The organism is Streptomyces sp. URMC 123 (assembly GCF_051386515.1).
In the GTDB taxonomy this organism is placed as follows: Bacteria; Actinomycetota; Actinomycetes; order Streptomycetales; family Streptomycetaceae; genus Streptomyces.
In genome coordinates, this window is sequence record NZ_JBPQTV010000052.1 from 1 (window position 1) to 26,504 (window position 26,504).

At 71.9% G+C, this 26,504-nt stretch carries 25 protein-coding genes; 15 read left to right on the forward strand and 10 right to left on the reverse strand.

The genetic code is table 11. The annotated features are described in order from the left end of the window. Window positions 1-111 precede the first annotated feature (111 nt). The 3 genes from ACSNOD_RS09610 to ACSNOD_RS09620 all read left to right on the forward strand — a co-directional run bounded on the left by ACSNOD_RS09610 (window position 112) and on the right by ACSNOD_RS09620 (window position 2,270). Window positions 112-1,053, forward strand: coding sequence for a PAC2 family protein (locus tag ACSNOD_RS09610; protein ID WP_436766382.1), 942 nt, complete (start codon window positions 112-114; stop codon window positions 1,051-1,053). A gap of 148 nt (window positions 1,054-1,201) precedes the next feature. Next, window positions 1,202-1,810: a dephospho-CoA kinase gene (coaE, locus tag ACSNOD_RS09615; RefSeq protein WP_436766383.1), complete on the forward strand. Its 609-nt coding sequence runs from the start codon at window positions 1,202-1,204 to the stop codon at window positions 1,808-1,810. A gap of 91 nt (window positions 1,811-1,901) precedes the next feature. Continuing rightward, window positions 1,902-2,270 carry a tetratricopeptide repeat protein gene (locus ACSNOD_RS09620; protein ID WP_436766384.1) on the forward strand — a complete coding sequence of 123 codons (369 nt, stop codon included), beginning with the start codon at window positions 1,902-1,904 and terminating at the stop codon, window positions 2,268-2,270. Between the two features lie 7 nt (window positions 2,271-2,277). Here ACSNOD_RS09620 and ACSNOD_RS09625 read toward each other — a convergent pair whose 3' ends face one another. Then, entirely contained in the window at window positions 2,278-2,619 is a 342-nt protein-coding gene (locus ACSNOD_RS09625) for a hypothetical protein (RefSeq protein ID WP_436766385.1), read from the reverse strand. Window positions 2,620-2,733: 114 nt separating this feature from the next. Between ACSNOD_RS09625 and ACSNOD_RS09630 the strand changes: the two genes are divergently transcribed. Then, the gene (locus tag ACSNOD_RS09630; protein ID WP_436766386.1) at window positions 2,734-3,069 is read left to right on the forward strand and encodes a type VII secretion target; all 336 of its coding nucleotides are present in this window, start codon (window positions 2,734-2,736) and stop codon (window positions 3,067-3,069) included. Then, window positions 3,056-3,790 (forward strand): WXG100 family type VII secretion target, encoded by a 735-nt coding sequence (locus tag ACSNOD_RS09635; protein WP_436766387.1) that lies wholly within the window; start codon window positions 3,056-3,058, stop codon window positions 3,788-3,790. The genes ACSNOD_RS09630 and ACSNOD_RS09635 overlap by 14 nt, the downstream gene beginning before the upstream one ends. A gap of 30 nt (window positions 3,791-3,820) precedes the next feature. Here the strand turns inward: ACSNOD_RS09635 and ACSNOD_RS09640 are convergent, their stop codons facing one another. Further along, the gene (locus ACSNOD_RS09640) at window positions 3,821-4,165 is read right to left on the reverse strand and encodes a hypothetical protein (protein ID WP_436766388.1); all 345 of its coding nucleotides are present in this window, start codon (window positions 4,163-4,165) and stop codon (window positions 3,821-3,823) included. Between the two features lie 119 nt (window positions 4,166-4,284). Between ACSNOD_RS09640 and ACSNOD_RS09645 the strand changes: the two genes are divergently transcribed. The 3 genes from ACSNOD_RS09645 to ACSNOD_RS09655 are packed head-to-tail and all read left to right on the forward strand — an operon-like array spanning window position 4,285 to window position 5,698. After that, window positions 4,285-4,587: a hypothetical protein gene (locus ACSNOD_RS09645; RefSeq protein ID WP_436766389.1), complete on the forward strand. Its 303-nt coding sequence runs from the start codon at window positions 4,285-4,287 to the stop codon at window positions 4,585-4,587. Window positions 4,588-4,591: 4 nt separating this feature from the next. Further along, complete coding sequence (locus ACSNOD_RS09650) at window positions 4,592-5,326, forward strand: hypothetical protein (RefSeq protein ID WP_436766390.1); 735 nt, start codon at window positions 4,592-4,594, stop codon at window positions 5,324-5,326. A 24-nt stretch (window positions 5,327-5,350) separates the two neighbouring features. Then, window positions 5,351-5,698, forward strand: a complete 348-nt coding sequence (locus ACSNOD_RS09655) for a hypothetical protein (RefSeq protein ID WP_436766391.1) — start codon at window positions 5,351-5,353, stop codon at window positions 5,696-5,698. 679 nt (window positions 5,699-6,377) lie between these two features. Here the strand turns inward: ACSNOD_RS09655 and ACSNOD_RS09660 are convergent. The 3 genes from ACSNOD_RS09660 to ACSNOD_RS09670 all read right to left on the reverse strand — a co-directional run bounded on the left by ACSNOD_RS09660 (window position 6,378) and on the right by ACSNOD_RS09670 (window position 9,654). After that, window positions 6,378-7,814 carry a WGR domain-containing protein gene (locus ACSNOD_RS09660; protein ID WP_436766392.1) on the reverse strand — a complete coding sequence of 479 codons (1,437 nt, stop codon included), beginning with the start codon at window positions 7,812-7,814 and terminating at the stop codon, window positions 6,378-6,380. A gap of 185 nt (window positions 7,815-7,999) precedes the next feature. Beyond that, entirely contained in the window at window positions 8,000-8,512 is a 513-nt protein-coding gene (locus tag ACSNOD_RS09665) for a methylated-DNA--[protein]-cysteine S-methyltransferase (RefSeq protein ID WP_436766405.1), read from the reverse strand. 182 nt (window positions 8,513-8,694) lie between these two features. Beyond that, on the reverse strand, window positions 8,695-9,654 hold the full coding sequence (locus ACSNOD_RS09670; RefSeq protein ID WP_436766393.1) for a glycerophosphodiester phosphodiesterase: 960 nt from the start codon (window positions 9,652-9,654) through the stop codon (window positions 8,695-8,697). A gap of 130 nt (window positions 9,655-9,784) precedes the next feature. Here ACSNOD_RS09670 and ACSNOD_RS09675 point away from each other — a divergent pair, with 130 nt between their 5' ends. The 5 genes from ACSNOD_RS09675 to ACSNOD_RS09695 all read left to right on the forward strand — a co-directional run bounded on the left by ACSNOD_RS09675 (window position 9,785) and on the right by ACSNOD_RS09695 (window position 17,162). Then, window positions 9,785-10,690 carry a phosphotransferase enzyme family protein gene (locus ACSNOD_RS09675; RefSeq protein WP_436766394.1) on the forward strand — a complete coding sequence of 302 codons (906 nt, stop codon included), beginning with the start codon at window positions 9,785-9,787 and terminating at the stop codon, window positions 10,688-10,690. Window positions 10,691-10,828: 138 nt separating this feature from the next. Further along, entirely contained in the window at window positions 10,829-12,955 is a 2,127-nt protein-coding gene (gene uvrB / locus ACSNOD_RS09680; RefSeq protein WP_436766395.1) for an excinuclease ABC subunit UvrB, read from the forward strand. A 182-nt stretch (window positions 12,956-13,137) separates the two neighbouring features. Continuing rightward, window positions 13,138-13,716 carry a TerD family protein gene (locus tag ACSNOD_RS09685; RefSeq protein ID WP_436766396.1) on the forward strand — a complete coding sequence of 193 codons (579 nt, stop codon included), beginning with the start codon at window positions 13,138-13,140 and terminating at the stop codon, window positions 13,714-13,716. A gap of 121 nt (window positions 13,717-13,837) precedes the next feature. Further along, on the forward strand, window positions 13,838-15,778 hold the full coding sequence (locus ACSNOD_RS09690) for a TerD family protein (RefSeq protein WP_436766397.1): 1,941 nt from the start codon (window positions 13,838-13,840) through the stop codon (window positions 15,776-15,778). A gap of 301 nt (window positions 15,779-16,079) precedes the next feature. Further along, a complete protein-coding gene (locus ACSNOD_RS09695) occupies window positions 16,080-17,162 on the forward strand; it encodes a TerC family protein (RefSeq protein ID WP_436766398.1) in 1,083 nt (360 codons plus the stop codon). Between the two features lie 55 nt (window positions 17,163-17,217). Here ACSNOD_RS09695 and ACSNOD_RS09700 read toward each other — a convergent pair whose 3' ends face one another. From ACSNOD_RS09700 to ACSNOD_RS09710, 3 genes are all read right to left on the reverse strand, one after another. Further along, the gene (locus ACSNOD_RS09700; RefSeq protein WP_436766406.1) at window positions 17,218-18,513 is read right to left on the reverse strand and encodes an MFS transporter; all 1,296 of its coding nucleotides are present in this window, start codon (window positions 18,511-18,513) and stop codon (window positions 17,218-17,220) included. Window positions 18,514-18,731: 218 nt separating this feature from the next. Next, on the reverse strand, window positions 18,732-19,388 hold the full coding sequence (locus tag ACSNOD_RS09705; protein WP_436766399.1) for an MBL fold metallo-hydrolase: 657 nt from the start codon (window positions 19,386-19,388) through the stop codon (window positions 18,732-18,734). Window positions 19,389-19,392: 4 nt separating this feature from the next. Beyond that, window positions 19,393-20,109: a maleylpyruvate isomerase family mycothiol-dependent enzyme gene (locus ACSNOD_RS09710; RefSeq protein ID WP_436766400.1), complete on the reverse strand. Its 717-nt coding sequence runs from the start codon at window positions 20,107-20,109 to the stop codon at window positions 19,393-19,395. A gap of 240 nt (window positions 20,110-20,349) precedes the next feature. Between ACSNOD_RS09710 and uvrA the strand changes: the two genes are divergently transcribed. Continuing rightward, window positions 20,350-23,364 carry an excinuclease ABC subunit UvrA gene (gene uvrA / locus ACSNOD_RS09715; RefSeq protein ID WP_436766401.1) on the forward strand — a complete coding sequence of 1,005 codons (3,015 nt, stop codon included), beginning with the start codon at window positions 20,350-20,352 and terminating at the stop codon, window positions 23,362-23,364. Between the two features lie 159 nt (window positions 23,365-23,523). On the opposite strand, the gene ACSNOD_RS09720 is transcribed toward uvrA, so the two are convergent. After that, window positions 23,524-24,471 (reverse strand): carbohydrate kinase family protein, encoded by a 948-nt coding sequence (locus ACSNOD_RS09720; protein WP_436766402.1) that lies wholly within the window; start codon window positions 24,469-24,471, stop codon window positions 23,524-23,526. A 184-nt stretch (window positions 24,472-24,655) separates the two neighbouring features. On the opposite strand from ACSNOD_RS09720, the gene ACSNOD_RS09725 reads away from it, so the two are divergent. Next, complete coding sequence (locus tag ACSNOD_RS09725; RefSeq protein WP_436766403.1) at window positions 24,656-25,096, forward strand: Rieske (2Fe-2S) protein; 441 nt, start codon at window positions 24,656-24,658, stop codon at window positions 25,094-25,096. A 77-nt stretch (window positions 25,097-25,173) separates the two neighbouring features. Here the strand turns inward: ACSNOD_RS09725 and ACSNOD_RS09730 are convergent, their stop codons facing one another. Then, window positions 25,174-26,118: a hypothetical protein gene (locus ACSNOD_RS09730; RefSeq protein ID WP_436766404.1), complete on the reverse strand. Its 945-nt coding sequence runs from the start codon at window positions 26,116-26,118 to the stop codon at window positions 25,174-25,176. Window positions 26,119-26,504 lie beyond the last annotated feature (386 nt).

Here is a 26,504-nt window from a genome sequence, read left to right on the forward strand (position 1 = left end):
CTGCCCATGCCCCGCCCATGTCCCGCCGCGCGCCGTCGACTTCGGCCGGCGGGGAATGCGCCCCGCCCCATCCCGCGTTCTTCTCCATGGACACGAGGAGGAGTGGTGAGGGTGCGCGAACCGCAGGACTTGTACACATGGGACCCCAAGGGCCTCGCCGTCGCCGACATGGCGATCGCGCAGGACTCCGCCGGCCTGATCATGCTCTACCACTTCGAGGGCTACATCGACGCCGGCGACACCGGTCAGCAGATCGTCGAGCGGCTGACCGACATGCTGCCCGGCCAGGTCGTCGCCCGCTTCGACGTCGACCGGCTCATCGACTACCGCGCCCGCCGCCCGCTGCTCACCTTCCACCGCGACCACTGGGCCGCGTACGACATGCCCGAGCTCGATGTGCGGCTCCTCCAGGACGCCACCGGCGCGCCCTTCCTGCTGCTCTCCGGCCCCGAGCCGGACGTGGAGTGGGAGCGCTTCGCGGCGGCCGTCCGGCAGATCGTCGAACGCCTCTCCGTCCGGCTCTCGGTCAACGTCCACGGCATCCCCATGGGCGTGCCCCACACCCGCCCCGTCGGCATCACCCCGCACGGCAACCGCCTGGACCTGATGCCGGCCCGGCAGAGCTTCTTCGACGAGGCCGAGGTGCCCGGCAGCGCGGAGTCCCTGGTCGAGTTCCGGCTCGCCCAGGCCGGCCACGACGTCCTGGGCGTCGCCGCGCACGTGCCGCACTACATCGCGCGCTCCCCGTACCCCGACGCGGCCCTGACCGCCCTGGAGGCCATCACCGCCGCCACGGGACTCGTCCTGCCGGACGTCGCCCACGCGCTCCGTACGGCCGCCCGCCGCACCCAGACGGAGATCGACCGGCAGGTGCGGGAGGGCGACGAGGAACTGGTCGCCCTGGTCCGCGGGCTGGAGAACCAGTACGACGCCGCGGCCGGCGCGGAGACGCGCGGCAACCTCGTCGCCGAGTCCGTCACGCTGCCGTCGGCGGACGAGATCGGGCGCGAGTTCGAGCGGTTCCTCGCCGAGCGGGAAGGGGAAGGCGGCTGACCGCCGCGGGGTGTTCTCGTACGTGGGTATCCCGGGGCCGGGGCCGAAGCCGAGGGCGGGGGCGCGGGTCGTGCGGACGCCCGGCCTCCGGGTTCCGTACGCCGGGCCCCGGCGGCGCCTCCGCGGCCCGCACCTCTAGGCTGAGCCCATGCTGAAGGTGGGCCTGACCGGCGGAATCGGCGCCGGCAAGAGCGAGGTGTCCCGACTGCTCGCCGCGTACGGCGCCGTGGTGGTCGACGCGGACCGGATCGCCCGCGAGGTCGTCGAACCCGGCACCCCGGGCCTGGCCGCCGTCGTCGAGGCGTTCGGCACGGAGATCCTCACCCCGGACGGCACCCTCGACCGGCCCCGGCTCGCGTCGATCGTCTTCGCCGACCCCGAGCGCCTGCGCGCCCTGAACGAGATCGTCCACCCGCTGGTCGGCCACCGCTCCGCGGAGCTGGAGCGGGCGGCGGGGCCGGACGCCGTCGTCGTCCACGACGTCCCCCTGCTCACCGAGAACGGCCTCGCCCCCCTCTACGACCTGGTCATCGTCGTGGACGCGGACCCGAGCACCCAGCTCGACCGGCTGGTGCGGCTGCGCGGCATGACGGAGGACGAGGCCCGCGCGCGCATGGCCGCGCAGTCCACCCGCGAACAGCGACGGGCGATCGCCGACCTCGTCATCGAGAACGACGGCCCGCGGGAGGCGCTGGAGCGCCGGGTGCGCGAGGTGTGGGACGAGTTGTCGGCCCGGGCGGCGAAGCGGTCCGGCTGACCCGGCCGCCGCACCAGGAATACCCTTTCCGTACGCCGCGTTTCAGCTCCCGTCGCACTCCACGTGACACGCGAACGGAAAGGAGGCGACGATGCCGCAGGGCACGCCCGAGAACCACGTCATCGACTACCGAGCGGCCGAGCAACTGCTGGCCGCGCGCGATCCGCGCGGTGCGGTGAAACTGCTCGACGAGGTGGTGGCCGCCCACCCGGAGAACACCGCGGCCCGCCTCCTGCGCGCCCGGGCGTTCTTCGCCGCGGCCCAGCTCCGCGCGGCCGAGCTGGAGTTCCAGCTCGTGCTCGAGCGCGAACCGGACAACGCGTTCGCGCACTTCGCGCTGGCCCGCACGTTCGAGCGGGCCAACCGCCCGGAGGCGGCCCGCCGCCACTTCCGCCTCGCCGCGGCGCTCGACCCCCGCCCCGACTACCTCGCCGCGGCGGACTTCGGCCCCACGGGCTGAGGGGGCGCTACGCGAGCAGGCGGGTCAGGGCCATGCTCGCGAAGCAGAGGCCCAGGCCGAGCCACGAGGCGCCCGCCCGCCCCCGTCGCTTGCCGTACCAGGCGCAGCCGGCACCGACGCCCGCCGCCACCGCGACCAGGAGCGCCCGCCAGACGACGTCACCGGTCAGGGCCACGGCGATGAAGACGGCCCAGAACCCGAAAGCGATCAACGACGTGGTGCCCAGGGCCAGTCGCCCGATCGAGTGATGGAAGGTGTCGAGGGTCGCTCGACGGCGCTCCCGCGGGGAGGCGGTGAGGAAGGCCAGTCGCTGGCCCTCGGGGTCGAGGTCGTCGTGATGGCCGAGCATGTGGCGCTCCTTCGCTCCGCAGCCCGGTCACGGTAGGTGCCGGGATCGTTCCGCAGTGTTGTTAGCATGCCGCGGAATCGCCCCAGCCCCAGCCACCGCAGTGGAGCCCCACGGATGAATCTCCGCGTCACGCCGCCCGATCTCGAAGGTTTCGCCGACCTTCTGCGCAGAGCCGCTGACGACGCGGACGCCGCGCGGTCCTACACCGCGAAGTTCGGGACGGTCAGCCGCGGTTCACAGGGACTGCTCACCCGGATCATCGATCTCCACGCCGATCTGGAGTCGGATGTCTCCGGCACGTTCCGGCGCTTGCGTGCCCTTCTCTCGTCCGCGGCGGGCGAGCTGGACCAGGCCGCACGCTATTACCGTGAGGCCGATCTGCGCCAAGCGACGGCAATGGACGCCGCCGCCCCGCGATACGAGCGCAAGGCGAGCCGTGAACTTTTCTGATGTCGCGGAGCCGACCTCCCGGCTCAAGGCCCCCGGAGTGCCCGAGGAATTCAGCTCTCCGATCGAGCTCTTGAACGCGGCGGGGGATCTGCTCAGCCCGACGGCGTGGATGATCGAGGTCCTGCGCATGTCCCTCGGCATCAATCCGCTGGAGAAGGCGCAGAGCTACTTCGCGGGCGACTGGCAGGCGTACGCCCGGTGCGCGGAGGTCTGGGGAAACCTTGAGGCTCTCTGCGAGGACATGGCGGCGAACCTCGCCTCCGGTGCGCGCACACTGGACGCCACATGGGACGGCAGCGCGGCCGAGTCGGCGCAGACGTATTTCGACGAATTGCGCCGCGATACGCTGGAGATCAAGAGATCCCTCGACGCGATGCGGAGGGAGTACGAAGTCGCCGCGCACGGCGTCTGGTCCACCGCGAAGATGGTCGGCCAGGCCCTGCAACAGCTGGCCGACCACGCCGCCCTGGCAGCGCTGTCGGCGGCGGCCGGGAGTGCCCTTTCCTGGACGGGCGGCGGCGCGATTCTCGGCTTCGGCGTCAGCGCGCTGCAAATTCGTCGCATCATCGATCTCTGGGACGACGCCACGCGGGCGATCAACGCGTTGCAGCGGACGATCGATGGCGTATACGGCCAATTGGCAAACATCGGCGCGGAGCTCGCCGCGTCATTCCACCGCTTTCCGCTGCCGCGCGCCGCGTACGACCACCCCTTGACCTGAGCCGCCGGCCGCCGCGGCGGCCCCCGCCGCTCAGCCCGTGAAAACGGCCAACAACGCAACGCACCCCGCGTCCACGCCCAGCGCCCACCACGCCAACCGCGTGGAACCGCGCCGCCGCGCGATCCACGCGAGATAAGCCGCACCGCACGCCAACGTGGCGGACACCGCACCCGGAAGAGTGACTCTGCCGAGCGCGATCCAGATCACCGGAAACGGTAGAGCGAGAAGCGCGGCCAGACACATGGTGATGTAAACCGTGCTGTGGCGGACTCCCCGCAGAAACGCATTCGCGATCTCCGCGTCGTAGTGCACACGTGAAGAAGCCATGCGCAACCGACGTTCCTCGGCGTTGGAAGCCCGGGACCTGTCAAACATGAGAGGACCATAGCGGCTGACGGCACCCGCCGTATTCACCCCGATCGGTGGCGCCTTCATGCTGCTACGGTGGCGCGCGTCCAACCGCGCACGAGAGGTGCCCAGTGGTGAATTTTCGAGTGGAGCCCAGCGATCTGGCGAGCTATGCGCGACAAGTCAGGCGCGCGGCCGACGACGCTCAGGACGCCCTCTCGTACGTGCGGAAGTTCACCGCGATCTCGCCTGCGGAAACAGGCCTCTTGTGGCGGCCGTTCGAAATGCATGACGGTTTGCGGGACGGTGTCACTCATATGCTCAAGCGGCTCGATCGAATCCTGTCCGCATCGGCGAACGAACTCGCCGCCTCGGCTCGGTACTACCGCGAGACGGACAGCGCGACCGCGGCATCGCTGGATGCCGCTTACGCGAACCGAGGGCGCTGAGAAGATGCCCTTCTCCGACGTCGCCGATGCTGCGGCGTGCCTCAAGCCGCCGAAAGCACCGGCGGAATACGTGAGTCCGCTCAAGCCGCTCAATGACATCGGTGATCTCATCAGTCCGGCGGCATGGCTGTCGGAACTGCTGGAGATCGCGCTGGGAAAGAACCCTATGGAAGAGGCCCAGCGGCACTTCGGAGGTGACTGGGAGGCGTACGCAACGAGCGCGGAGGCGTGGCACAACCTGGGCAGAGCCTGCTCGGCCATGGCGCGCAATCTGGAATCGGGGAACGTCCGCCTGAGCGCGACATGGCAGGGCTGTGCCGCCGATGCCGCCTTTCAGTACTTCGATACGCTCCGCCGAAAGCTCCAGGGGGTCGCATCGTCGCTGGACGCCATGCGCGTCGAGTACGAAACGGTGGCTCAAGGTGTCTGGGCGGCAGCGGAAATGGTGGCCCAGATTCTCGCCACCATCGTCGATCTGTGCGCGACTTGGGCCATCTGCGCGGCGGCGGGAACGGCCATGTCCTGGACCGGCTGGGGCGCCGCAGTCGGTTACGGGGTCGGAGCCCTCCAGGCCGTGAAGGTCATCGAGCGGTGGGACGAGGCGACCGAGTGGGTGAACAAGAGCCAGCTTGTCGTCAACGCGAGCTGCGGCGTGCTCGCCCGTCTCGGTGGGGAACTCGCCGCTCAGCTCAACACCTTCCCCCTCCCACGCGACGGGTACGACCACCCCGCCGTCTGACCCCCGCCCCACGAAGGACCCGCCATGCCAGAGCAACCGCACGTCTGCGCCGACGAGTTCATCACCCCGGCCCGGGACCGGGCGCACGCCCGCATCGTGCACCAGTCGCTCCAGGCGTTGGCGACCGGCCACGCCGGCCCCGTGCTGCAGGAGATGGCGCGCGAGGTCCTCGCCGGGCGGGTCGGCCTCCGCGAGGCCCTCCGCGTCGGGGTGTACGCCGACGCCCTCGGCGACCGCGTACGCGTGGCCCGTGCCGCCTGGGAACGGCTGCCCGCCGCGGAGCGCGAGCTCCACCAGGAGGAGGCGCGCCGCCACCTCGCCGGCCAGGGCACCGACCGGGACGACCGCGCCAACGGACGGGAAGGGCAGTAAGCCGCCCGATCGAATCGAAAAGCGCCAATCACCGATCGATTTCGCACGCGAAGAGCCGAAAGGCGTCGAGGTGAGGAACCGGCGGGCAGGTGATGTGGTTTTCGGTCAACTCTTCGGGTAGCGTCATGAATTCCCCGCCCACCCCATAGGTGAACGGGGTGCGTGGAGAGCGCATGCCGAGAACGAAGCGTGTCGTCAACGAGTGGTTTCGGTGGAGGTTCGAATCCTCCCCCCGGCGCTCAGAGCTCTTGCCGCAAGAGCTCGACCGGGCCGGGGTGGCCCAAGTCGGTAGAGGCAGACCGCTGTGAACTCGCTGATCGCTCCGGGCTCGGCATTCGCCGCCGATCGCGGATCGATCGGGCTCGGGCCCGGTCGTCGGACGCCGGTTCGACTCCGGCCCGCGCAGCCACGTCCGATGCGCGGTAGTTCAACGGGAGAACACGACGACGTACGAGGGGCCCGTGCCCATCCGTCGGCGTGTGCACCGTGGCGGCACCTCAGGGCTCGGGAGCCGGCAGCGCTTCCGAGCCCGCTGCGCTGCCGTACGACCCACCGCGCTTCCGAGCCCGCTGCGCTGCCGTACGACCCACCGCGCTCCCCGGGCCCGCTGCGCGCCCGGACGAGCCACCGCGCTCCCGGACGCGCCACCCCGCTCCGCGCGGCCCGTCCACCCCGCTCGTCAGACCAGACGCCTGATCTCACCGCGCACCCGGTAGAAGCCGCCCGGCGACGGGTGCAGCGCGTCCACCACATAGCGCGCCCCGGCCTCGCGTATCGCCCTCGGGAACTGCACGTTCCAGCCGGGTTCGTAGCCGGAGGAGACCACGTGCACCCGCAGCCGGCCGCCCTCCCGCACGCACTCCACCAGCACCCCGCCGGAGGGCGCCGCGGCGGCCGGGACCGTCGGCACGGCCGTCGTCGGGGCGTAGGTGGGCAGCGCGGCGGCCGTCTTGATGTCCATGGCCACCGGGACCGAGCCGGACTGCGCGGCGGTGATCGCCGCGTCGCTGGCGTCGACACAGACCAGCGAGCCGTCGGTGGTCACCATGTAGAGCTTCTCGTCGAGATACTGCATCGACAGCGCCGAGCCGCCGCCCGTGCTCAGCTTCCACAGCCGCGTGCCGTCCGCCGTGAAGCAGTACACGGACGAGGCCGAGTCGCCCGCGAACACATAGCGGCCGCCCGGAGCGGTGGCACAGGAGTAGACCGCCGCGTCACAGCCGTACGTGGCCTCCACCGCGCCCGTCGCCTTGGACAGCCGGGTGACGCCGCGCCGCGCCGTGCCCGCGTAGACCGCCGCCTCCTCCTGCCAGCCGAAGAGCACGCTCCCCTGGGTGGGCGTGTGCCACAGCTCGCGGCTGCCGTCGGTGGCATAGGCGGTGACCCCTTCGCCATGGCCGTGGTAGACGGCGTGCGCGTCCCTGCGCACCATCCAGCCGTTCGACCCCGAACTGCCGCGTGACCACTGGTGCTCGTCCTCGTGGTCGATGACCGTCAGCCCGCCCTTGCCGTCGGAGACGTTGAGCACGCCCTCGTGGATGTCGAGCCAGAAGATGTCGACATCCGCGGCGATCTCATAGGCGGCGAAGGGCAGTTTCGACGACAGGTCGTAGACCGTGCCGTCGTCGCACCCGGCGTAGATCCAGAAGTCGTCCGCCACCAGGCACTTCACGCCGTCCGGCAGCCGGTAGCGGGCCAGGACCTCGCCGTCGTGTCCGAGGCTGTAGACGTCACCCGCCTGGTTCCCCACCCAGCAGCGGTCCTCCGCGACATGGATGCCGAAGGCGGCCGAGCCGGTGCGGAACCGCCACAGCACCGGCGCCACGGCGCGGGCCGTGGAGGGCGCCGACGTCACCTGTCGACGGGTCACGGGGCGCGCGGTGCGCTGCCCGGGGACGGCCGGCGCGTACCCCTTGCGGACCTTCTCCGCGACCTTCTTGTCGGCGACGGCCCGCGCCTTGGCCGCCGTCGGGAAGGAGGAGGTCTGCGTCTGGCCCGGAGCGCCGATGCGGCCGTAGCGGATCGACACGACGGTGTCGTCGACCACGACCTCGTAGAACTTGTGCGCTCCTCCGCCGTCCTCGGACAGCTCCAGATACGTCCTGCTCGTTGACATGACGAACCCCCCTCACCGGTGGCTTTGATGGCCCGGTTGCCACTGATCGAAAGGTAGGGGAGGCCACTGACAATCGCGTTCCCGCGGACCGATGCCGACCGCCGGCCGCTGCTGATCGCTGATCGCCGACCACCCGCCGCCGGCCGCCGGCCGCCGGGCCCGTGAGCGCGGAGCGGTCTGACGGGTCAGAAGAGCGGTTGCGGAAGGACCCCTTCGAGTGCGAGCAGCACCCGCTTCGTCTCCAGCCCCCCGCCGAATCCGCCCAGGCCACCCCCGCTCTCGACGACGCGGTGGCACGGCACGACGACCGGCAGGGGATTGGACCCCATGGCCGTCCCCACCGCGCGGGCCGCGCCCGGCTCACCGACCCGGTCGGCCAGGTCCTGATAGCCGACGACCGTCCCATAGGGCACGCCCGTGGCCAGCTCGCGGAGCACCCGGCGGTTGAAACCCGAGGTCAGGGACCAGTCCAGGGGCAGGTCGAACGCGCGCAGCTCCCCCGCGAAGTACGCGGTCAGCTGGCGGACGGGCTCGGCCAGGCGCGGTGATCCGGCGGCGGACACCGGCGCCGCTCCGAGCCGCTCCGCGAGCGATGCCACGCTCCGCTCCGCGGTCCGGGCGTCGGCGTGGAAGGCGACCTTCACCAGACCGTGCACGGTCGCGGCCACCAGCAGGGGCCCGATGGGGGTGTCCAGCACCGCCCAGTGCGCGCCCTCCCGGTCGGGCCGGGACGACGACGCCCCACCGGCCCCCGTATCGGACGCCGTGCGCTCCGCACCGGGCACGGCGCGCCGCTCCGCACCAGGCTCCGCGCCGGTCCCGGCCCGCCGTTCGCCCCGCCGCTCGTCCCGCTCGTCCCGCTCGCCGCGCTCGGTCCTCGTCACGCCGCCAGCGTACGACCGGCCACGGCCGCCGTGTGCCCCGGGCGGCCCGCCGCCGCGGCCGCCGGTGGCCGGGTGCCCGCCGCGCGGTCCTCCAGGGCGTCGCGCACCACGTCGGGCTTGTTGGTGATGATGCCGTACACGCCCCGGCCGGCCAGGCGCGCCGCGGTGGGGCCGTCGTCCACGGTCCAGGCGGTGACCTCCAGGGGCTTGCCGTGCGGCCCGCGCAGCCGCCGTACGGCCGCGACATAGGAGCTCGTGACCGAGGCGTGGGGCGGATTGATCTGGTCGACGACGCGCGCGTACCGCGGCAGGTCCGCCACGGCGGGAGCGCCCAGATAGCCGGTCTTCACCTCGGGGCGGAGCGTGTGGACCGCCCGCACGCTGTCCAGGCTGAAGCTCTGGATCACCAGGCGCCCGCGGGTGTGCGGGGAGCTCAGCCACCCCGCCTCGCGCAGTACGGTCAGAGTCTCGCGTTCGATGCCCGGATACAGCTCCGGCTTCTTGATCTCGAGCAGCAGCTTCTGTCCATTGCGCGAGACCCGCTCCAGATACTGCGCGAGCGTGAGCACCCGCTGACCGGCGAACCGCGGGTGGAACCAGCTGCCGGCGTCCAGCTTCGCGATCTCCGCGGCGGTGAAGTCCGCGACCCGCCACGGCGCCCGGTCCGGAAACACCTGCTCGACATCGGTGGTCCGGGCCAGCGTGGGGTCGTGGATCACCACCAGTACGCCGTCCTTGGTCCGCTGGACATCGTTCTCCACCCAGGCGAAGCCCAGCTCGTCGGCCTTGTCGATGGCCGCCAGGGTGTTCTCCGGCGCGTACGCGGACGCGCCCCGATGGGCGATGACCAGGGTCCGTTGGCGGCGGTCGGCGGACTGCGCGGACTCGGTGAGCAGGAACAGCGCGCAGAGCCCGAGGAGCGCGCTGACGGCCGCCGCGGCGGGGCGTGTGGGCACGTGGTCTCCTAACGTGAGATCTCTCGTGTCGTCAGGTCACGGTCGGGCCGAGGGTCCCAGCCGCGGCCGAACGCAGTACAGGCGCGAGATGGACATGAGCTGAACCCGGCCTTCTCAAGGGGGACTCGACATGCCGTTCGCCACGACGACGCTCTCCGACCGCGTGCGTGACACCGTTCACCGCGCCTGGGGCCTCGCCCTGGACCTACCGGCCGAACGGCTGTACGGGGGTGAGGAGTCGGCAGCGTACCGCTTCGGCGATCTCGTCGTGCGCCTCGGTCCCCCGTGGCGGCCCTCCGCCGAAGCCGAGTGGTGCCACCGCGTGGCGCTCGCCGCGGCCGGGGCCGGGGTGACGGAGGCCGTCGCCCCGCTGCGGACCGTCGACGGCGCGACCGTCGTACGGCTGGAGGGGCGGCCGGTGACCCTGTGGCCGCATGTGGCGGGGGAGTGGGTGGCCGAGGGCGACCCGGACGCGGCCGGCCGGGCGGCGCGGCTGCTGGCCCGGCTGCACCGGGCGGTCGCGGATCTTGAACTGCCCGCCCGGCCGGGGCCGTCCCATCTGGCCGTCGGGCTCGCCGGGGACGAGACATACGATGATCCTGCTCTGCGCGACCCGGCGCTCGACCGCTGGCTGGCCGAATTCCACCGTACGGCCGAGCGGCGGCACCCCCTCCACGGCGACTACCACCACGGGAACCTGCTCGCGGACGGCGACGGCCGGATCACCGCCGTCCTCGACTGGGACGACGCCCTCGTCGCCCCGCCCGAGGCCGAGCTCGCGAGCGCCGCCCTGGAATTCGGTGACGAGTACGGCCGCGACCTCGCCGCCGTCCGGGCCTTCGTCGACGCCTACCACGCCGAGGGAGGCACCGCCGGCGACCTGGACGACGAGGCCCTCGCCCAGCTCATGCGCCACCGGCTGCGCCGCGAGGGCGCCTATTTCGACCTGGCCCGGGCACGCGGCGCCGTGCACGGCGAGGAGGGCCTGGAGCACCACCGGCTGCGCATGGCGGCCTTCGCCGCCCTGCGCCCGTGACCACCCCGCGCGACCGGCCCCGCGAGACCGCCCCGCGACAATCGGCGCGATGACGTGAAACCCCATCCGACCAGGCAGTCCCATGATCGATGCCGGGACTCGGGGGCCGTTGTCAGTGGGGAGTCGTACGGTGGACCCATGCGGCCCGTATCCAAGATCGAACGCAAGGTGGCGCCCTTCGAGGTCGTCAGCCCCTACCAGCCCAGTGGTGACCAGCCGGCGGCCATCGCCGAGCTCGCCCGGCGCGTCACCGCGGGGGAGAAGGACGTCGTCCTGCTCGGCGCGACCGGCACGGGCAAGTCGGCGACCACCGCGTGGATGATCGAGAAGCTGCAGCGGCCGACGCTCGTGATGGCGCCGAACAAGACCCTCGCCGCGCAGCTCGCCAACGAGTTCCGCGAGCTGCTGCCGAACAACGCCGTCGAGTACTTCGTCTCGTACTACGACTACTACCAGCCGGAGGCGTACGTCCCGCAGTCGGACACGTACATCGAGAAGGACTCCTCGATCAACGAAGAGGTCGAGCGGCTGCGGCACTCCGCCACGAACTCCCTGCTCACGCGCCGGGACGTGATCGTGGTGGCCTCCGTGTCCTGCATCTACGGCCTGGGCACCCCCCAGGAGTACGTGGACCGCATGGTGCCGCTGAAGGTGGGTCAGGAGATCGACCGCGACGCGCTGCTGCGCCGTTTCGTCGACATCCAGTACACCCGCAACGACCTGGCCTTCACCCGCGGCACCTTCCGCGTTCGCGGCGACACCGTCGAGATCTTCCCGGTCTACGAGGAGCTGGCCGTCCGGATCGAGATGTTCGGCGACGAGATCGAGGCCCTCTCCACGCTCCATCCGCTCACCGGCGAGGTCATCAGCGACGACCAGGAGCTGTACGTCTTCCCCGCCTCGCACTACGTCACCGGTCCCGAGCGCATGGAGAAGGCGGTCGCCGGGATCGAGGCCGAGCTGGAGGAGACCCTGGCCCGGATGGAGAAGCAGGGGAAGCTGCTGGAGGCGCAGCGGCTGCGGATGCGCACGACCTACGACATCGAGATGATGCGTCAGATCGGCACCTGCTCCGGCATCGAGAACTACTCGCGGCACTTCGACGACCGGGCCCCCGGCTCCGCGCCCAACACCCTCCTGGACTACTTCCCGGAGGACTTCGTCCTCGTCATCGACGAGTCCCATGTCACCGTGCCGCAGATCGGCGCGATGTACGAGGGCGACGCCTCCCGCAAGCGCACCCTGGTGGAGCACGGCTTCCGGCTGCCGTCGGCCATGGACAACCGCCCGCTGAAGTGGGAGGAGTTCCTGGAGCGCGTCGGCCAGACGGTCTATCTGTCCGCCACCCCGGGGCAGTACGAGCTCTCCCGCTCCGACGGGGTCGTCGAGCAGATCATCCGGCCCACAGGACTGGTCGACCCCGAGGTCGTCGTGAAGTCCACCGAGGGCCAGATCGACGATCTGGTGCACGAGATCAGGACCCGTACGGAGAAGGACGAGCGGGTCCTCGTCACCACCCTCACCAAGAAGATGGCCGAGGACCTCACCGACTATCTGCTGGAACTGGGCATCCAGGTGCGGTATCTGCACAGCGACATCGACACCCTGCGCCGGATCGAGCTGCTGCGCGAACTGCGCGCCGGCGAGTACGACGTCCTGGTCGGCATCAACCTGCTGCGCGAGGGTCTCGACCTGCCCGAGGTCTCGCTCGTCGCCATCCTCGACGCCGACAAGGAGGGCTTCCTCCGCTCGGGCACCTCCCTGATCCAGACGATCGGCCGGGCGGCGCGCAATGTCTCCGGCCAGGTCCATATGTACGCCGACAAGATCACCCCGGCGATGGAGAAGGCCATCGAGGAGACCAACCGCCGCCGGGAGAAGCAGATCGCCTACAACACGGCACGCGGCATCGACCCGCAGCCGCTGCGCAAGAAGATCAACGACATCGTGGCGACCATCGCCCGGGAGGACATCGACACCCAGGAACTGCTGGGCAGCGGCTACCGCAAGGGCAAGGAGGCCAAGGCCCCCGTCCCGACGAAGAGCAAGGCGACCGCCGCCAAGGCGGGCAAGGCGACGGCCAAGGCCGGCGCCGCCCTGACGGACCGGCCCGCCGCGGAACTCGCCGAGCTCATCGAGGAGATGACCGAACGCATGCGCGCGGCCGCGGCCGAGCTCCAGTTCGAGATGGCGGCACGCATCCGGGACGAGGTCGGCGAGCTCAAGAAGGAGCTGCGCCAGATGCGGGAGGCGGGCATCGCCTGACCCTCCGGAGCCACCCCGGCCCGCCCCGCACCACCGCGCACAGCGGCGTGCCGGGGCGGCCGCGGCCGTGTTGCAACACCGCCACAAATCGCGTGGGGAGCGCCGTCCCGTCGGCGCCACTGCGTAGGGTTTCAGGGAACCGCACAGACGGGCGGTCGGGGATTGCACGAGAGGGGACACGCGTGTCCATCAACTTGTCCAAGGGTCAGGCCATCAGCCTGCAGAAGTCCGACGGGGGCACGCTGACCGCGGTGCGGATGGGCTTGGGATGGCAGGCGGCCCCTCGGCGCGGACTCTTCGGGTCCCGCACCCGTGAGATCGACCTCGACGCGTCGGCCGTGCTGTTCGCGGACAAGCAGCCGGTGGACGTGGTGTTCTTCCAGCACCTCGTGAGCGACGACGGCTCCGTGCGCCACACCGGGGACAATGTCGTCGGCGGCGCCGGCCAGGGCGGGGACGACGAGGCCATCCTCGTCGACCTCCAGCGGGTGCCCGTCCACATCGACCAGATCGTCTTCACGGTGAACTCCTTCACCGGCCAGACCTTCGCCGAGGTGCAGAACGCCTTCTGTCGGCTGGTGGACGAGACCAACGCCCAGGAGCTCGCCCGCTACACCCTGACCGGCGGCGGCTCGTACACCGCCCAGATCATGGCGAAGGTGCACCGCTCCGGGTCCGGCTGGCAGATGACGGCGATCGGCGGCGCCGCCAACGGCCGTACGTTCCAGGACCTGATGCCGGCCATCCTGCCGTATCTGTAGCCGCCGAACGCGGCGCGGGTCCGCGCCCATGACACGGCTCCCGGAGGCAGGTCCCGAGCCTCCGGGAGCCGTGTCATGCGGCCCGCGGCACCGACCGGGAAAGACACCAAGGGGGAGCACGATGCAGGTCGAGCTGGTGCGCGGGCAGAACCACCCGCTGTCGGTGACGCGACTGGAGATCCGTGTCTCGGCCGGAACGCCGGTCGTGGCGGTGGCCACCCTGGCCGACGACCGGGGAGCCGTACGCGCCGCCGACCGGGTGGCCCACCCCGGCGCCCCGTCCGTGCCCGGACTGGAGGTGCCGCGCCGGACGGGCACGGCGCACCGTGTGCCGGTCGACCTCGGCGAGCTGCCGGACGACGTGCACCGGCTCCACCTGCTGCTCGCCCTGCCGGACGGCCCCGGCGGACGGACGCGGTTCGGCGCGACCGCCGCACCGCACCTGACGGTGCTCGCCGAGGACGGCACCGAGGTGGCCGGCTATACGGCGATCGGCCTGGACGCGGAGACCGCCGTGGTCGCCCTGGAGTTCTACCGACGGCAAGGTGCCTGGAAGGTGCGGGCCGTGGGGCAGGGGTACGCGGACGGGCTCGCCGCCCACTTCCGTGAGCAGGGCCTCGCGGACCCCGGCGCACTCGCGGAAACGATCCGCGAGGCGGCGATGCGCGAGGCGGCGGTGCGGGACGGGGCGAGCCGGGGCGGGGCGACCCGCGAGGAGGTGTCCCGCGCGGGGGCGACCGGCGACGGGGCAACCCGTGAAGGGGCGGCTCCTGACAGGGCGGCCACCGCCCCGTCGGTCGACTACCGGCATCCGCGGCGCGCCGCGCGGCCCGAGCCGCGGCCCGGCCCGTCCGGGCGGCCCCAACCGTCCGAGCCGCCTCAAGCACCCCAGCGGCCGGAGCGGGCCGAGCGGCGGCCCGGAGAGCCCGCCGTGCCGGTGGCCGGGGACGCCGCCGGCTGGACGCCGGACGAGCGCCTCTACAACCAGGTCTGGGGCATGTTCGAGGACCTGGCGCGCACCACGGCCGCCTTCCGCGGCGCCGTGGACTTCGCCGACGGGCGGCGCGAACAGGAGCTCGACCGGGCCCTGTCCGACCCGCGCGGCCGCTTCGGCCCGGCCGCCGACGCGGCCCGCACCGAGGCCGAGGCCCGGCACGGCCACCTCGTCGAACAGGCACGGGCCGCGCTCGACCGCGACCTGGCCCAGCTGACCGCCGAGGCCGAGGTCGTGGAGCCCGCCCTGCCGCCCGCGTTCGCCCGCTGGGACAGCCCGGTCTGGCAGGGATACCGGGTGCCCATGGAGATCCCCATGGCGCTGCGGCTGGGCGATCTGAGCCTCCCCGAGCGGCCCGACCTGCGCATCCCCATGCTGGTGCGGCTGCCGCTGGAGCGCGGCCTGTGGATCGACAGCGGCTGCCGGGCCGCCTCGTCCGCGCTCGCCCTGGGGCCGGGGGAGGCGCGCCGGCTGGCGATGGACACGGCCGTCCTCCACGCCGCGCGGCTGCTGGCCGTCTACCCCGCCGGTGAGTTCACGGTGCACGTGATCGACCCGGCCGGTTCCGCGGCCCCCTCGCTCGCCCCGCTGCTGGACACCGGCGCGCTGTGCGAGGCGCCCGCCGCCGGGGCCGGCCCGGTGGCCGCCCTGATCTCGGCGCTCACCCAGCGCGTCGACCTGGCGCAGATGGCCGTGCGCGGGGGCGCGGCGGACGCTCTCCCCGCCGACTTCGACGTCTCCGAACGGCTGCTCGTCGTCAACGACTTCCCGCACGGCTTCGACGACCGGACGGTCAACCAGCTGCGCTATCTCGCGGACGAGGGCCCGGCGGTGGGCGTCCATCTGATGATGGTGGCCGACCGCGAGGACGCGCGCGGCTACGGGCCGGTGCTCGACCCGCTGTGGCGCGCGCTGCTGCGGATCACCCCGGTGCCCGACGACCACCTCGCGGACCCGTGGGTCGGGCACGCCTGGACGTACGAGCCGCCCCGCGTGCCGGACGGCAGCGCGGTGTTGCGCGATGTGCTGCGCCGCGTGGCGGCGTCCCGGCAGGCCTACGGGCGCTGAGACCTTTCGTCTCCCTCGCACTCTTCACGAAACGCGGCCTTACCGAGAGCGCGGTCGCCTCGCCCGGCGCGGCCGCGCCACCCCTTCGGCTTTACCTTGACCAAACTCTCTTTACCTTTCCTTGGTGTTTCGTGTACGGTTCTTTGCACGGAGGGGAGTACTCCCGCTGCGGCGCACCCGTCAGTACGGATCGTTGAGATCCCGGGTCGTCGGTCCCGGCCCGGTCCGCCGTGCCGCGGGTGGAGGAGACCTCCGGCCATGACGACGCCAGTTGCCGTACGAAGTGCCGGAGGAAGCCAACGTGGGTGTATCCCTGACCGTCTGGGCCCTGACCATCGCCGGTCTGTGTGCCCTGATCGCCGCCGATTTCTTCATCGGCGGCCGCAAGCCGCACGACGTCTCCCTCAAGGAGGCGGGGACGTGGACGATCGTCTGGATCGTGCTCGCCGGGCTCTTCGGGCTCGGCCTCTTCCTGTTCGCGGGCGGACAGCCGGCCGGTGAGTTCTTCGCCGGCTTCATCACCGAGAAGTCGCTGAGCGTCGACAACCTCTTCGTCTTCGTTCTGATCATGGCGAAGTTCGCGGTGCCGAGCTCCTACCAGCAGCGGGTGCTGCTCGTGGGCGTGCTCATAGCGCTGGTGCTGCGCGCGATCTTCATCGCCGCCGGCGCCGCCATCATCGCCAGCTTCTCCTGGGTGTTCTACCTCTTCGGAGCCTTCCTCGTCTGGACCGCCTGGAAGCTCATCCAGGACGCGCGCGCCGAGGAGCACGACGAGGAGATCGAGGAGAACCGCGCGCTCAAGTTGGTCAAGAAGCGCTTCCCCTCCACCGACGCGTACCACGGCACCAAGCTGTTCATCATGGAGAACGGCAAGCGCCTGATGACGCCGATGCTCATCGTCATGCTGGCGATCGGCACCACCGACGTCCTCTTCGCCCTGGACTCCATACCGGCGATCTTCGGCCTCACCCAGGACCCGTACATCGTCTTCACGGCCAACGCCTTCGCGCTCATGGGCCTGCGACAGCTGTACTTCCTCATCGGCGGACTGCTCAAGAAGCTCGTCCACCTCTCGTACGGGCTGTCGATCATCCTCGGCTTCATCGGGGTGAAGCTGGTGCTGCACGCCCTGCACTCCTCCGGCGTCGCGGTGCCGGAGATCAGCATCTCGGTCTCCCTCGCCGTCATCTGCTCGGTGCTGATCGTGACGACCATCACCAGCCTCTACGCCTCCCGCAAGCAGCAGGCGACGCGGGAGGCCGACGCCGGGGAGCGGGCCGTGGACGGCGCCGAGGAGCGCGCCGCGCAGAGCGCGGGAGAGGGCCCCGAGGAGGGCTCCGCCGAGGCGGAGCCCCGTGACCCCTCCTCGGCGGCGGTCCGCTGAACCAGCGGCCCGGTGAGGCGTCCCGCCAGGCCGTGTCCTCCTGGGCCGTGCCTTCCTAGGCCGGGGCGCCCTCGGCCGCCCCGTCGGCCGTCTTGTCGGCCACCGGGGTCGGCCGGGTCTCGGGCAGCATCGCGAAACAGACGAGGCTGACCAGGCCCACCCCGGACAGATAGGCGGCCACCCCCCAGGGCGCGCCGCTGCCGTGAGCCGCCGCCGTGGCGATGATCGGGGTCAGGGCGCCCCCGAGAACCCCGGCGAGGTTGTAGCCCACGGCGGCGCCCGTGCAGCGCACCCGGGGCTCGTAGAGCTCGGGCAGATAGGCGGCCGTCACCGCGAACATCATGACGAAGGCGATCAGCGCCACGGTGAAGCCGAAGAACATCAGCAGCGGCTCACCGGTGCGCAACAGGGCGATCATCGGGAACATCCACAGCACCGTGACGGCACAGCCGGTGAGGCACAGGGGACGCCGCCCGTAGCGGTCGCTGAGCGCCGCGGCCACCGGGGTGAGCACCCCCTTGAGCGCCACGGCCGCCATGATGCACCCGAGCATCACCGTGCGGTCGACCCCGAGCCGTTCGGTGGCATAGGACAGGGACCAGGTGGTCACCGCGTAGAAGACGGCGTAGCCGAGGGCGAGCGCCCCCGCCGTCAGCAGCAGCAACCGCCAGTGGTGGCGGGCCACTTCGGCCAGTGGCACCTTGGCGCGCCGCGACTGTGCGGCCAGCTCCTCGAACTGCGGGGTCTCGGCCAGGGAGGTGCGCAGCAGCAGACCGACGATCACCAGCACCCCCGCCGCCCAGAACGGCACCCGCCAGCCCCAGGAGCGGAACTGGGCATCGGTGAGGGCGGCGGACAGGCCCAGCATCACGCCGTTCGCCAGCAGAAAGCCGACGGCCGGGCCGATCTGCGGAAAGCTCGCCCACAGGCCGCGCCGTCCCTCGGGCGCGTGCTCCGCGGTCAGCAGAACGGCGCCGCCCCACTCCCCGCCCAGGCCGAGCCCCTGGAGGAAGCGCAGGAGGAGCAGCAGCAGCGGGGCGGTGATGCCGATCGCGCCGTAGTCGGGGACACAGCCGACGGCCACGGTCGCGACGCCGGTCAGCAGCAGGGAGGCGATCAGTACCGGGCGTCTGCCGCGCCGGTCGCCGATGTGCCCGAAGAGGACGGAGCCCAGCGGCCGGGCGATGAAGCCGACGGCGAAGGTGCCGAAGGCGGCGAGGGTGCCGGCCAGGGGGGAGAAGGTGGGGAAGAAGAGCGGCCCGAGAACGAGGGCGGCGGCGGTGCCGTAGACGAAGAAGTCGTAGAACTCGATGGCGGTCCCGACCAGTGACGCCGCGGCGAGCCGCAGCATGGAGGGTCGGCGAGTCGTGCTCTCCTGATCATCCATATTGCGCTCAACGACCGGCGCGAAAGCGGCGTCACCGGCGTGGGGAGAGCGCGCGGGGGCTCAGGGAGCACAAGGGGTGGAACAGCCGGTGGTACACCCGGCTCGCCCCCGGCGAACAGGCGGGGCCGGACAGGGAGATGGCGGGGCGCGCGGTGTCCGCCGCCCGCCCCGCCATCACGGGTTCACCAGCCGCGCCGGCGCCACTCCGGCAGCTGCGGCCGCTCCGCGCCCAGCGAGGTGTCGTTGCCGTGGCCGGGGTAGACCCAGGTCTCGTCCGGCAGCTGGGCGAAGAGCTTGGTCTCCACGTCGTCGATGAGGCGCGCGAACGCCTCGGGGTCGTCATGGGTGTTGCCGACGCCGCCCGGGAAGAGGCAGTCGCCCGTGAAGACGTGCGGGTGCCCGTGCGGGTCGTCGTAGACCAGGGCGATGCTGCCCGGGGTGTGCCCCACCAGGTGCCGGGCCGTCAGCTCGACGCGGCCCACGGTGATGGTGTCGCCGTCGTCCACCAGGACATCGGTGGGGACGGGGATGCCCTCGGCGTCGAGCCGGCCGGCGTAGGTGCGGGCGCCGGTGGCGTCGACGATCTCGGCGAGCGCGCCCCAGTGGTCGGCGTGCTGATGGGTCGTGACCACGGACGCGACGCCGCTCTCGCCGATGAGGTTCAGCAGGGTCCGCGGCTCGCTGGCCGCGTCGATCAGCAACTGCTCATCGGTCGCCCGGCAGCGCAGCAGATACGCGTTGTTGTGCATCGGGCCGACGGCGACCTTCGAGATCATCAAGTCCGTGAGCTCGTGCACATCCGCCGGACCGCCGACCTTCACCACTCCGCTGTACGTCATGGCCTCAGCCTAGCGGCGGCAGCGCGGGCAGGACGGAATCCCCCGGGTCGAGATCGGAACCGTCCGAGCGGCCGGTGAGCCAGCCCATCAGGGCCGCGGGCGTGCCGCTGACCTCGACCGGCTCCTCGCTGCTCCGGCCGGTGCGCCAGTGGCGGCCGTCGTCGGTCGAGAGCAGCAGCGCGGGCACGTCCAGGCGGCCCGCGAAGCGCTCGCCGGCGACGTACTCCAGCTCGCGGTCGGTGAACTCGTCGGGCAGGTCCTCGACGACATAGCCGACGCCCAGGTCGACATGGTGCAGCTCGACCTCGATCAGCCGCCGGAAGGGCACCCTGGAGGCCGTGTCGGTCACGCCGTTGCGCAGCTCCACGCGGCGGGCCCGCTGCTCCTCGGTGAGGGCGGCGGCCGTCTCGGCGAAGCGGGCGGCGCTGGCCCGCAGATCGTCGAGCTGCGCCGGCAGCGGCCGGCCGGCCCCCTCCTCGATGTCGGCCTCGCGCGCCTCGGCGCTGCGGTACATGGGGACGGGGGTGCCGGTCCGCGCCGCGGTCAGGACGTTCACCAGGGCGTCGGCGTTGCGCGCGACATGGGCCAGCACATGGCCCCGGGTCCAGCCGGGTAGCCGGGAGGGGGCGGCGAGCCCGGCGTCGTCGAGCTTCTCGACCGCTGTGATCAACCGCTCGGTGGCCTGCTGGACGAGGGCGACGTCATGGGCGTAGTTGGTCATGACCAGACCGTAGCCTCGCCCACTCATTCGAGTGAAGGTCTTGCCCGACACCCGTAAATCGAATGTGCGTGCTATAGGCTCGGTGTCTGGCATCAATAAGACATCTCGGCGGCGCCCTCCGTACCCTGGGTCGGGGGCACCGCTTCAGTTCGCACCGCCTCCGCCCTTCGGGAGACCCTCCGGCCCCGGAAGCGGAGCCCCGGCGCACCCCCGCATCTCTCAAGAAAGGTGCCGACCGGCGTGTCCGACCGTCTCATCGTCCGTGGCGCTCGCGAGCACAACCTCAAGAACGTCTCGCTCGACCTTCCCCGCGACTCGCTGATCGTCTTCACCGGGCTCTCGGGGTCGGGCAAGTCCTCCCTCGCGTTCGACACGATCTTCGCCGAGGGGCAGCGTCGTTACGTCGAGTCGCTCTCCTCCTACGCCCGGCAGTTCCTGGGCCAGATGGACAAGCCCGACGTCGACTTCATCGAGGGCCTCTCGCCCGCGGTCTCGATCGACCAGAAGTCGACCTCGCGCAACCCCCGCTCCACGGTCGGCACCATCACGGAGGTCTACGACTACCTCCGGCTGCTGTTCGCCCGCATCGGCAAGCCGCACTGCCCCGAGTGCGGCCGCCCCATCTCCCGGCAGTCGCCGCAGGCGATCGTGGACAGAGTGCTGGAGCTGCCCGAGGGCAGCCGCTTCCAGGTGCTCTCGCCCCTGGTGCGCGAGCGCAAGGGCGAGTTCGTCGATCTCTTCTCCGACCTCCAGGCCAAGGGCTACAGCCGGGCCCGGGTGGACGGCGCGACCGTCCAGCTCACGGACCCGCCCAAGCTGAAGAAGCAGGAGAAGCACACGATCGAGGTGGTCATCGACCGCCTCACCGTGAAGGAGAGCGCCAAGCGCCGGCTCACCGACTCCGTGGAGACCGCCCTCGGCCTCTCCGGCGGCATGGTGATCCTGGACTTCGTCGACCTGGACGAGAACGACCCGCAGCGCGAGCGGATGTTCTCCGAGCACCTCTACTGCCCGTACGACGATCTCTCCTTCGAGGAGCTGGAGCCGCGCTCCTTCTCCTTCAACTCGCCCTTCGGCGCCTGCCCGGACTGCACCGGCATCGGCACGCGCATGGAGGTCGACCCCGAGCTGATCATCCCGGACGAGGAGCGCACCCTCGACGAGGGCGCCATCCACCCCTGGTCGCACGGTCACACCAAGGACTACTTCGCCCGTCTCGTGGGCGCCCTCGCCGACGAGCTGGGCTTCCGCACGGACATCCCCTGGGCCGGGCTGCCGCAGCGCGCGAAGAAGGCCCTCCTCAACGGCCACCGCACCCAGATCGAGGTGCGCTACCGCAACCGCTACGGCCGGGAGCGGGCCTACACCACCTCCTTCGAGGGCGCGGTGCCGTTCGTCAAGCGGCGCCACTCGGAGGCGGAGAGCGACAGCAGCCGGGAGCGCTTCGAGGGCTATATGCGCGAGGTGCCGTGCCCCACCTGCGAGGGGACGCGGCTCAAGCCCGTCGTGCTGGCGGTGACCGTTCAGGGCCGCTCCATCGCCGAGGTCTCGGCGATGTCGATCAGTGACTGCGCCGAGTTCCTGCGCGAGATGAAGCTCTCCGCCCGCGAGAAGACCATCGCCGAGCGGGTGCTCAAGGAGGTCAACGAGCGGCTGCGGTTCCTGGTCGACGTCGGCCTCGACTATCTCTCGCTGAACCGCGCCGCCGGCACCCTCTCCGGCGGCGAGGCCCAGCGCATCCGCCTCGCCACCCAGATCGGCTCCGGCCTGGTGGGCGTGCTCTATGTGCTGGACGAGCCGTCCATCGGCCTCCACCAGCGGGACAACCACCGGCTGATCGAGACCCTGGTCCGGCTGCGGGACCTGGGCAACACCCTGATCGTCGTCGAGCACGACGAGGACACCATCAAGACCGCGGACTGGGTGGTGGACATCGGCCCCGGCGCCGGCGAGCACGGCGGCAAGGTGGTGCACAGCGGCACGTACAAGGAGCTGCTGCGCAACAAGGAGTCGATGACCGGGCTCTACCTCTCGGGGAAGAAGGAGATCGCCACCCCGCCGGAGCGGCGCCCGATCGACCCCGCGCGGCAGCTCACCGTGCACGGCGCCCGGGAGAACAACCTGCGGGACATCGATGTGTCCTTCCCGCTCGGCGTGCTCACCGCCGTCACGGGTGTCTCCGGCTCGGGCAAGTCGACGCTGGTCAACGACATCCTCTACACCCACCTGGCGCGGGAGTTGCAGGGCGCGCGCTCGGTGCCCGGGCGCCACACCCGGGTGGACGGCGACGACCTGGTCGACAAGGTGGTCCATGTCGACCAGTCGCCCATCGGCCGCACCCCGCGATCGAACCCGGCGACCTACACCGGCGTCTTCGACCACGTCCGCAAGCTCTTCGCGGAGACCATGGAGGCGAAGGTCCGCGGCTATCTGCCGGGCCGGTTCTCCTTCAACGTCAAGGGCGGCCGCTGCGAGAACTGCTCCGGTGACGGCACCATCAAGATCGAGATGAACTTCCTGCCGGATGTGTACGTGCCGTGCGAGGTCTGCCACGGGGCGCGCTACAACCGGGAGACCCTGGAGGTGCACTACAAGGGCAAGTCCATCGCCGAGGTGCTGGACATGCCGATCGAGGAGGCGCTCCACTTCTTCGAGGCCGTGCCCACCATCTCGCGGCATCTGCGCACGCTCACCGAGGTCGGTCTCGGCTACGTCCGGCTCGGCCAGTCGGCGCCGACGCTCTCCGGCGGTGAGGCCCAGCGCGTCAAGCTCGCCAGCGAGCTCCAGAAGCGCTCCACCGGCCGCACGGTCTATGTGCTGGACGAGCCGACCACGGGTCTGCACTTCGAGGACATCAGCAAGCTGATCAAGGTGCTCTCCGGGCTGGTCGACAAGGGCAACACCGTGATCGTCATCGAGCACAACCTCGATGTGATCAAGACGGCGGACTGGGTCGTCGACATGGGGCCCGAGGGCGGCAGCGGCGGTGGCCTGGTGGTCGCCGAGGGCACCCCGGAGCAGGTGGCGGCGGTCCCGGCCAGCCACACCGGCAAGTTCCTGCGGGACATCCTCGACCCCGAGCGCATCAGCGACGCGGCCCTGCCCGCCGGGAAGCCGAAGAAGAAGGCGCCGGCCAGGAAGGCGGCCGCGAAGAAGACCGCCACGGTCGACTCCACGCCCAGCCGGAAGGCCGCGCCGGCCAAGAAGACCGCGGCGACCGCGGCCAAGAAGGCGGCCAGGGCGAAGCGCGCCTGAGCCACACCGGGAAGCCTGCCGGGCGGCGACCCGCCGCCCGGGAGGGGCCCCGGAATGCCCGTGCCGCCCCGCCCACGGCGATCACCGGGCCGGGCCGGCGACTTTGATCACCGGGCCGTCCCGTCTGCGGTGAGCACCGGGCCGTCCGACCTACGGCGATCAGCGGGCCGGTTCGGCCAGTTCCTCCGCGTACGGCGGCTCCGCGCCCGCCCGCGAGCAGGTGACGGCCGCCGCCCGGGCGGCGAACGCCAGGACATCGCGCCAGCCGTCCGCGCCGAGCCCGGCCAGCGCCGGACGCGAGAGCGCGTCACGCTCCGCGAGCCGGTGCAGCAACGCGCCATAGACGGTATCGCCCGCGCCGATGGTGTCCACGACCGCCACCTCCTCCCCGGGCACCTCCCACTCCCCGCCGTCCTCGGTGAACACGGTCATCCCCGAGCGGCCATGGGTCACCACCACCGCGGCCGGGCCCTCCGCCAGCCAGGCACGCGGGCCGCCGCCGAGCCACTCCGCGTCCTCGGCGGACAGCTTGAGCAGCGTCAGCCGCGGCAGCCAGGAGCGGAAGCGGGCACGGTACGCGGCCGGGTCCGCGATCAGCCCCGGGCGCACATTGGGGTCGAGCGCGGTGAACACCCCGCGCTCCGCCTCCCTGAGCAGCAGCGACTCATAGGCGCTCGCCCCCGGCTCCAGCACCAGCGAACACGTCCCCAGGGCCAGCGCCCGGGCGGTGGCGGGCAGCGGGCCGGGCAGCTCGAACAGCCGGTCGGCGGTGCCCTCGGCGTAGAAGCCGTAGCCGGCGGACCCGTCGGTGCCGATCCTGGCCACCGCGAGCGTGGTCGGCTCGGGGCCGCGCTGGACCAGGGAGGTGTCCACGCCGGCCGCCCTCAGCCCGGCCAGCAGCGCCTCCCCGAAGCCGTCCCGGGACACCCGGGAGCAGAAGGCGGTGGGGGAGCCGAGCCGGCCGAGCGCCACGGCGGTGTTGTACGGGCCGCCGCCGCGCCGCGGGCGCAGCGGCGCGAGGCCGTCCTCGGCGCCGGGGGCCCGCCCGTCGGCCGCCGGTCCGTCCGCGACGAGGTCGATCAGCGCTTCTCCGGCGACGACGATCACGATTCCGGTCCTTCCGAACGGGACCCGTCCGACGTCGGAGGAGATGAGCGAGGTCGGTAGGGTCGGGGTGCTCAACAGTAGTCAGCAGTGATCGGCGACGGTCCACCCACGGAGAGCGGAGCGCTCCGCGAGGCATCGTGCACACAGGGTGGCCAACGATCACGCCAGCACAGGGAGTTCCCCGATGTCAGCTCAGCCCGCCCAGCCCTCCGCCTCCCGCCGCTCCGTGCTCCGCGGGGCCGCGCTCGCCGGAGCGGCCGGGGTCGGCCTCACGGCCTGCGGCGGGGCGGAGGGCCGGGGCGTGAACGCGTCGGCCACGCCGACCGCGCCGGTGGACCTCGGCCCGGCGGCGGAGGTGCCGGTGGGCGGCGCCCGGCTCTACCGCGAGCAGCGGCTCCTCGTCAGCCGGCCCGCCGAGGGGGAGTACCGGGCGTTCAGCGCCGTGTGCACGCACCAGCGCTGTGTGCTGGACAAGATCGAGGGGACGGAGGCGAACTGCCCCTGCCACCGCAGCCGCTTCGACGCCACGAGCGGCAAGGTGCTCCAGGGGCCGGCCGTGGCCGCGCTGCCCCCGATCCCGGTCACCGTGCGCGACGGCAACCTGATCGCCGGCCCCCAGACCTGACCGCCGGGCCGCAGATCTGATCGCCCGCCCCCAGGCCTGATTGCCGGGCCGCAGATCTGATCGCCCGCCGGGGCCCCTCACTCCCAGTCCCAGGCGATCCCCAGGATGCCGGGGCGCACGCCCTCCTCGACCAGGTGGACCGACCGGTGGGGGCCGCTCAGCGTGAGCTCCTGCTGGCCGCTGCGCGGCGCCCCCGCCGAGGCGCGGACGAAGCGGCGGCAGCGCACCGGCAGCGCCCCCTCGTCGAAGCGCACCTGCAGCACGTACTGCCCGCCCGCGAAGCTGAAGCCCCGGACGTACTCCGTGCTCGGCTCACCCGTGCCGTCGTCGAAGCCATAGCCGAAGAAAAACGTTTCCCCCGAGCGCAGTCGGGTGTCGAAGAGCAGCTCGCCGACTACCACGCCGGTGCCCGCGTGCCGGCGCACCCGCCCCACCCGGCAGTTCCCCGTGGCCCGTACGACGACCCGGTCCGGCACGCAGCCGGGGTCGCCGTGGTGGATGGCGAGATAGCGGTCCACGCCGTCGCGGTGCGCCCGTACGACATGGTGGGAGTCGCGCCCCAGCATTTCGCGGCCCGGCCCGATCCGCACCCACTCGTGGTGGCCGACCGTGTGCAGCCCGCCGTCGAGCGGCAGTTCCATGTCGGCCAGCAGCCGCTCCACCACCCCGGTCGCGCTGAGCAGGGAGCGGTAGGAGCGGGCCTGGGGCCGCTCCCCGTCCGTGCGCGGGCCCGGCTCCAGCAGGCGCGACAGGGAGCGCTCCGGCAGCTCCAGGACCTCCTCCAGGGCGGCCACCGCCCGCAGCGACTCGGCCCGCTGGGGCCGGCGGGCCCCCTGCTGCCAGTAACTGAGGCTCGTCACGCCCACCCGCACCCCGCGCTGGGCGAGCCGGTGCTGCACCCGGTGGAGCGCGAGGCCGCGCGCGGCCAGGGCGGTCCGCAGGGCGAGGTGGAACGGGCCGGTGCGCAGGGCCCGGGCGAGTTCGGCCTCCGCCGTGCCGGACCGCACGATGTCGAGCCCCATGGCCGGCTCCTCACTGTGAATGTTCACGGCTCACCGAACGGCGCGACGCGCCCCGGGGCCCGCTGATCCAGTTCGGGGGGAACGGCGCGTTCACATGCCGTTCCGGCCGTTCACACCCCCGTTCTCCGTCGCATTCAAGCGTGTTGACTGCCCTCTGACAACGGCCGATGCTCCTGACCAGCGAAAGCAGCGTCCGGACGCGCTCCTCCACCCCCACTGTCAGCTCAGGAGGACCGTCAATGCCCAGCTCGTACGCACGACCATCGGCACCCCTCGGCACCGGCGCCAGATCCCGGGCCGTCCGCCGGGGGCTGTCCCTGACCGCCCTCGTCGCCGCGGCCCTGATCGCGGCCCCCACGGCCACGGCGACGGCCACCCCCACGGCC

What these genes read in the sequence shown, in the direction of transcription:
- uvrB (WP_436766395.1), top strand. Translation starts at nt 10,829, where the DNA reads ATGCGGCCCGTATCCAAGATCGAACGCAAGGTGGCGCCCTTCGAGGTC.
- ACSNOD_RS09730 (WP_436766404.1), bottom strand. Translation starts at nt 26,118, where the DNA reads ATGGGGCTCGACATCGTGCGGTCCGGCACGGCGGAGGCCGAACTCGCC.
- ACSNOD_RS09640 (WP_436766388.1), bottom strand. Translation starts at nt 4,165, where the DNA reads ATGTTTGACAGGTCCCGGGCTTCCAACGCCGAGGAACGTCGGTTGCGC.
- ACSNOD_RS09660 (WP_436766392.1), bottom strand. Translation starts at nt 7,814, where the DNA reads ATGTCAACGAGCAGGACGTATCTGGAGCTGTCCGAGGACGGCGGAGGA.
- ACSNOD_RS09620 (WP_436766384.1), top strand. Translation starts at nt 1,902, where the DNA reads ATGCCGCAGGGCACGCCCGAGAACCACGTCATCGACTACCGAGCGGCC.
- ACSNOD_RS09725 (WP_436766403.1), top strand. Translation starts at nt 24,656, where the DNA reads ATGTCAGCTCAGCCCGCCCAGCCCTCCGCCTCCCGCCGCTCCGTGCTC.
- ACSNOD_RS09705 (WP_436766399.1), bottom strand. Translation starts at nt 19,388, where the DNA reads ATGACGTACAGCGGAGTGGTGAAGGTCGGCGGTCCGGCGGATGTGCAC.
- ACSNOD_RS09655 (WP_436766391.1), top strand. Translation starts at nt 5,351, where the DNA reads ATGCCAGAGCAACCGCACGTCTGCGCCGACGAGTTCATCACCCCGGCC.
- ACSNOD_RS09675 (WP_436766394.1), top strand. Translation starts at nt 9,785, where the DNA reads ATGCCGTTCGCCACGACGACGCTCTCCGACCGCGTGCGTGACACCGTT.
- ACSNOD_RS09710 (WP_436766400.1), bottom strand. Translation starts at nt 20,109, where the DNA reads ATGACCAACTACGCCCATGACGTCGCCCTCGTCCAGCAGGCCACCGAG.
- coaE (WP_436766383.1), top strand. Translation starts at nt 1,202, where the DNA reads ATGCTGAAGGTGGGCCTGACCGGCGGAATCGGCGCCGGCAAGAGCGAG.
- ACSNOD_RS09625 (WP_436766385.1), bottom strand. Translation starts at nt 2,619, where the DNA reads ATGCTCGGCCATCACGACGACCTCGACCCCGAGGGCCAGCGACTGGCC.
- ACSNOD_RS09700 (WP_436766406.1), bottom strand. Translation starts at nt 18,513, where the DNA reads ATGCTGCGGCTCGCCGCGGCGTCACTGGTCGGGACCGCCATCGAGTTC.
- ACSNOD_RS09650 (WP_436766390.1), top strand. Translation starts at nt 4,592, where the DNA reads ATGCCCTTCTCCGACGTCGCCGATGCTGCGGCGTGCCTCAAGCCGCCG.
- ACSNOD_RS09630 (WP_436766386.1), top strand. Translation starts at nt 2,734, where the DNA reads ATGAATCTCCGCGTCACGCCGCCCGATCTCGAAGGTTTCGCCGACCTT.
- ACSNOD_RS09690 (WP_436766397.1), top strand. Translation starts at nt 13,838, where the DNA reads ATGCAGGTCGAGCTGGTGCGCGGGCAGAACCACCCGCTGTCGGTGACG.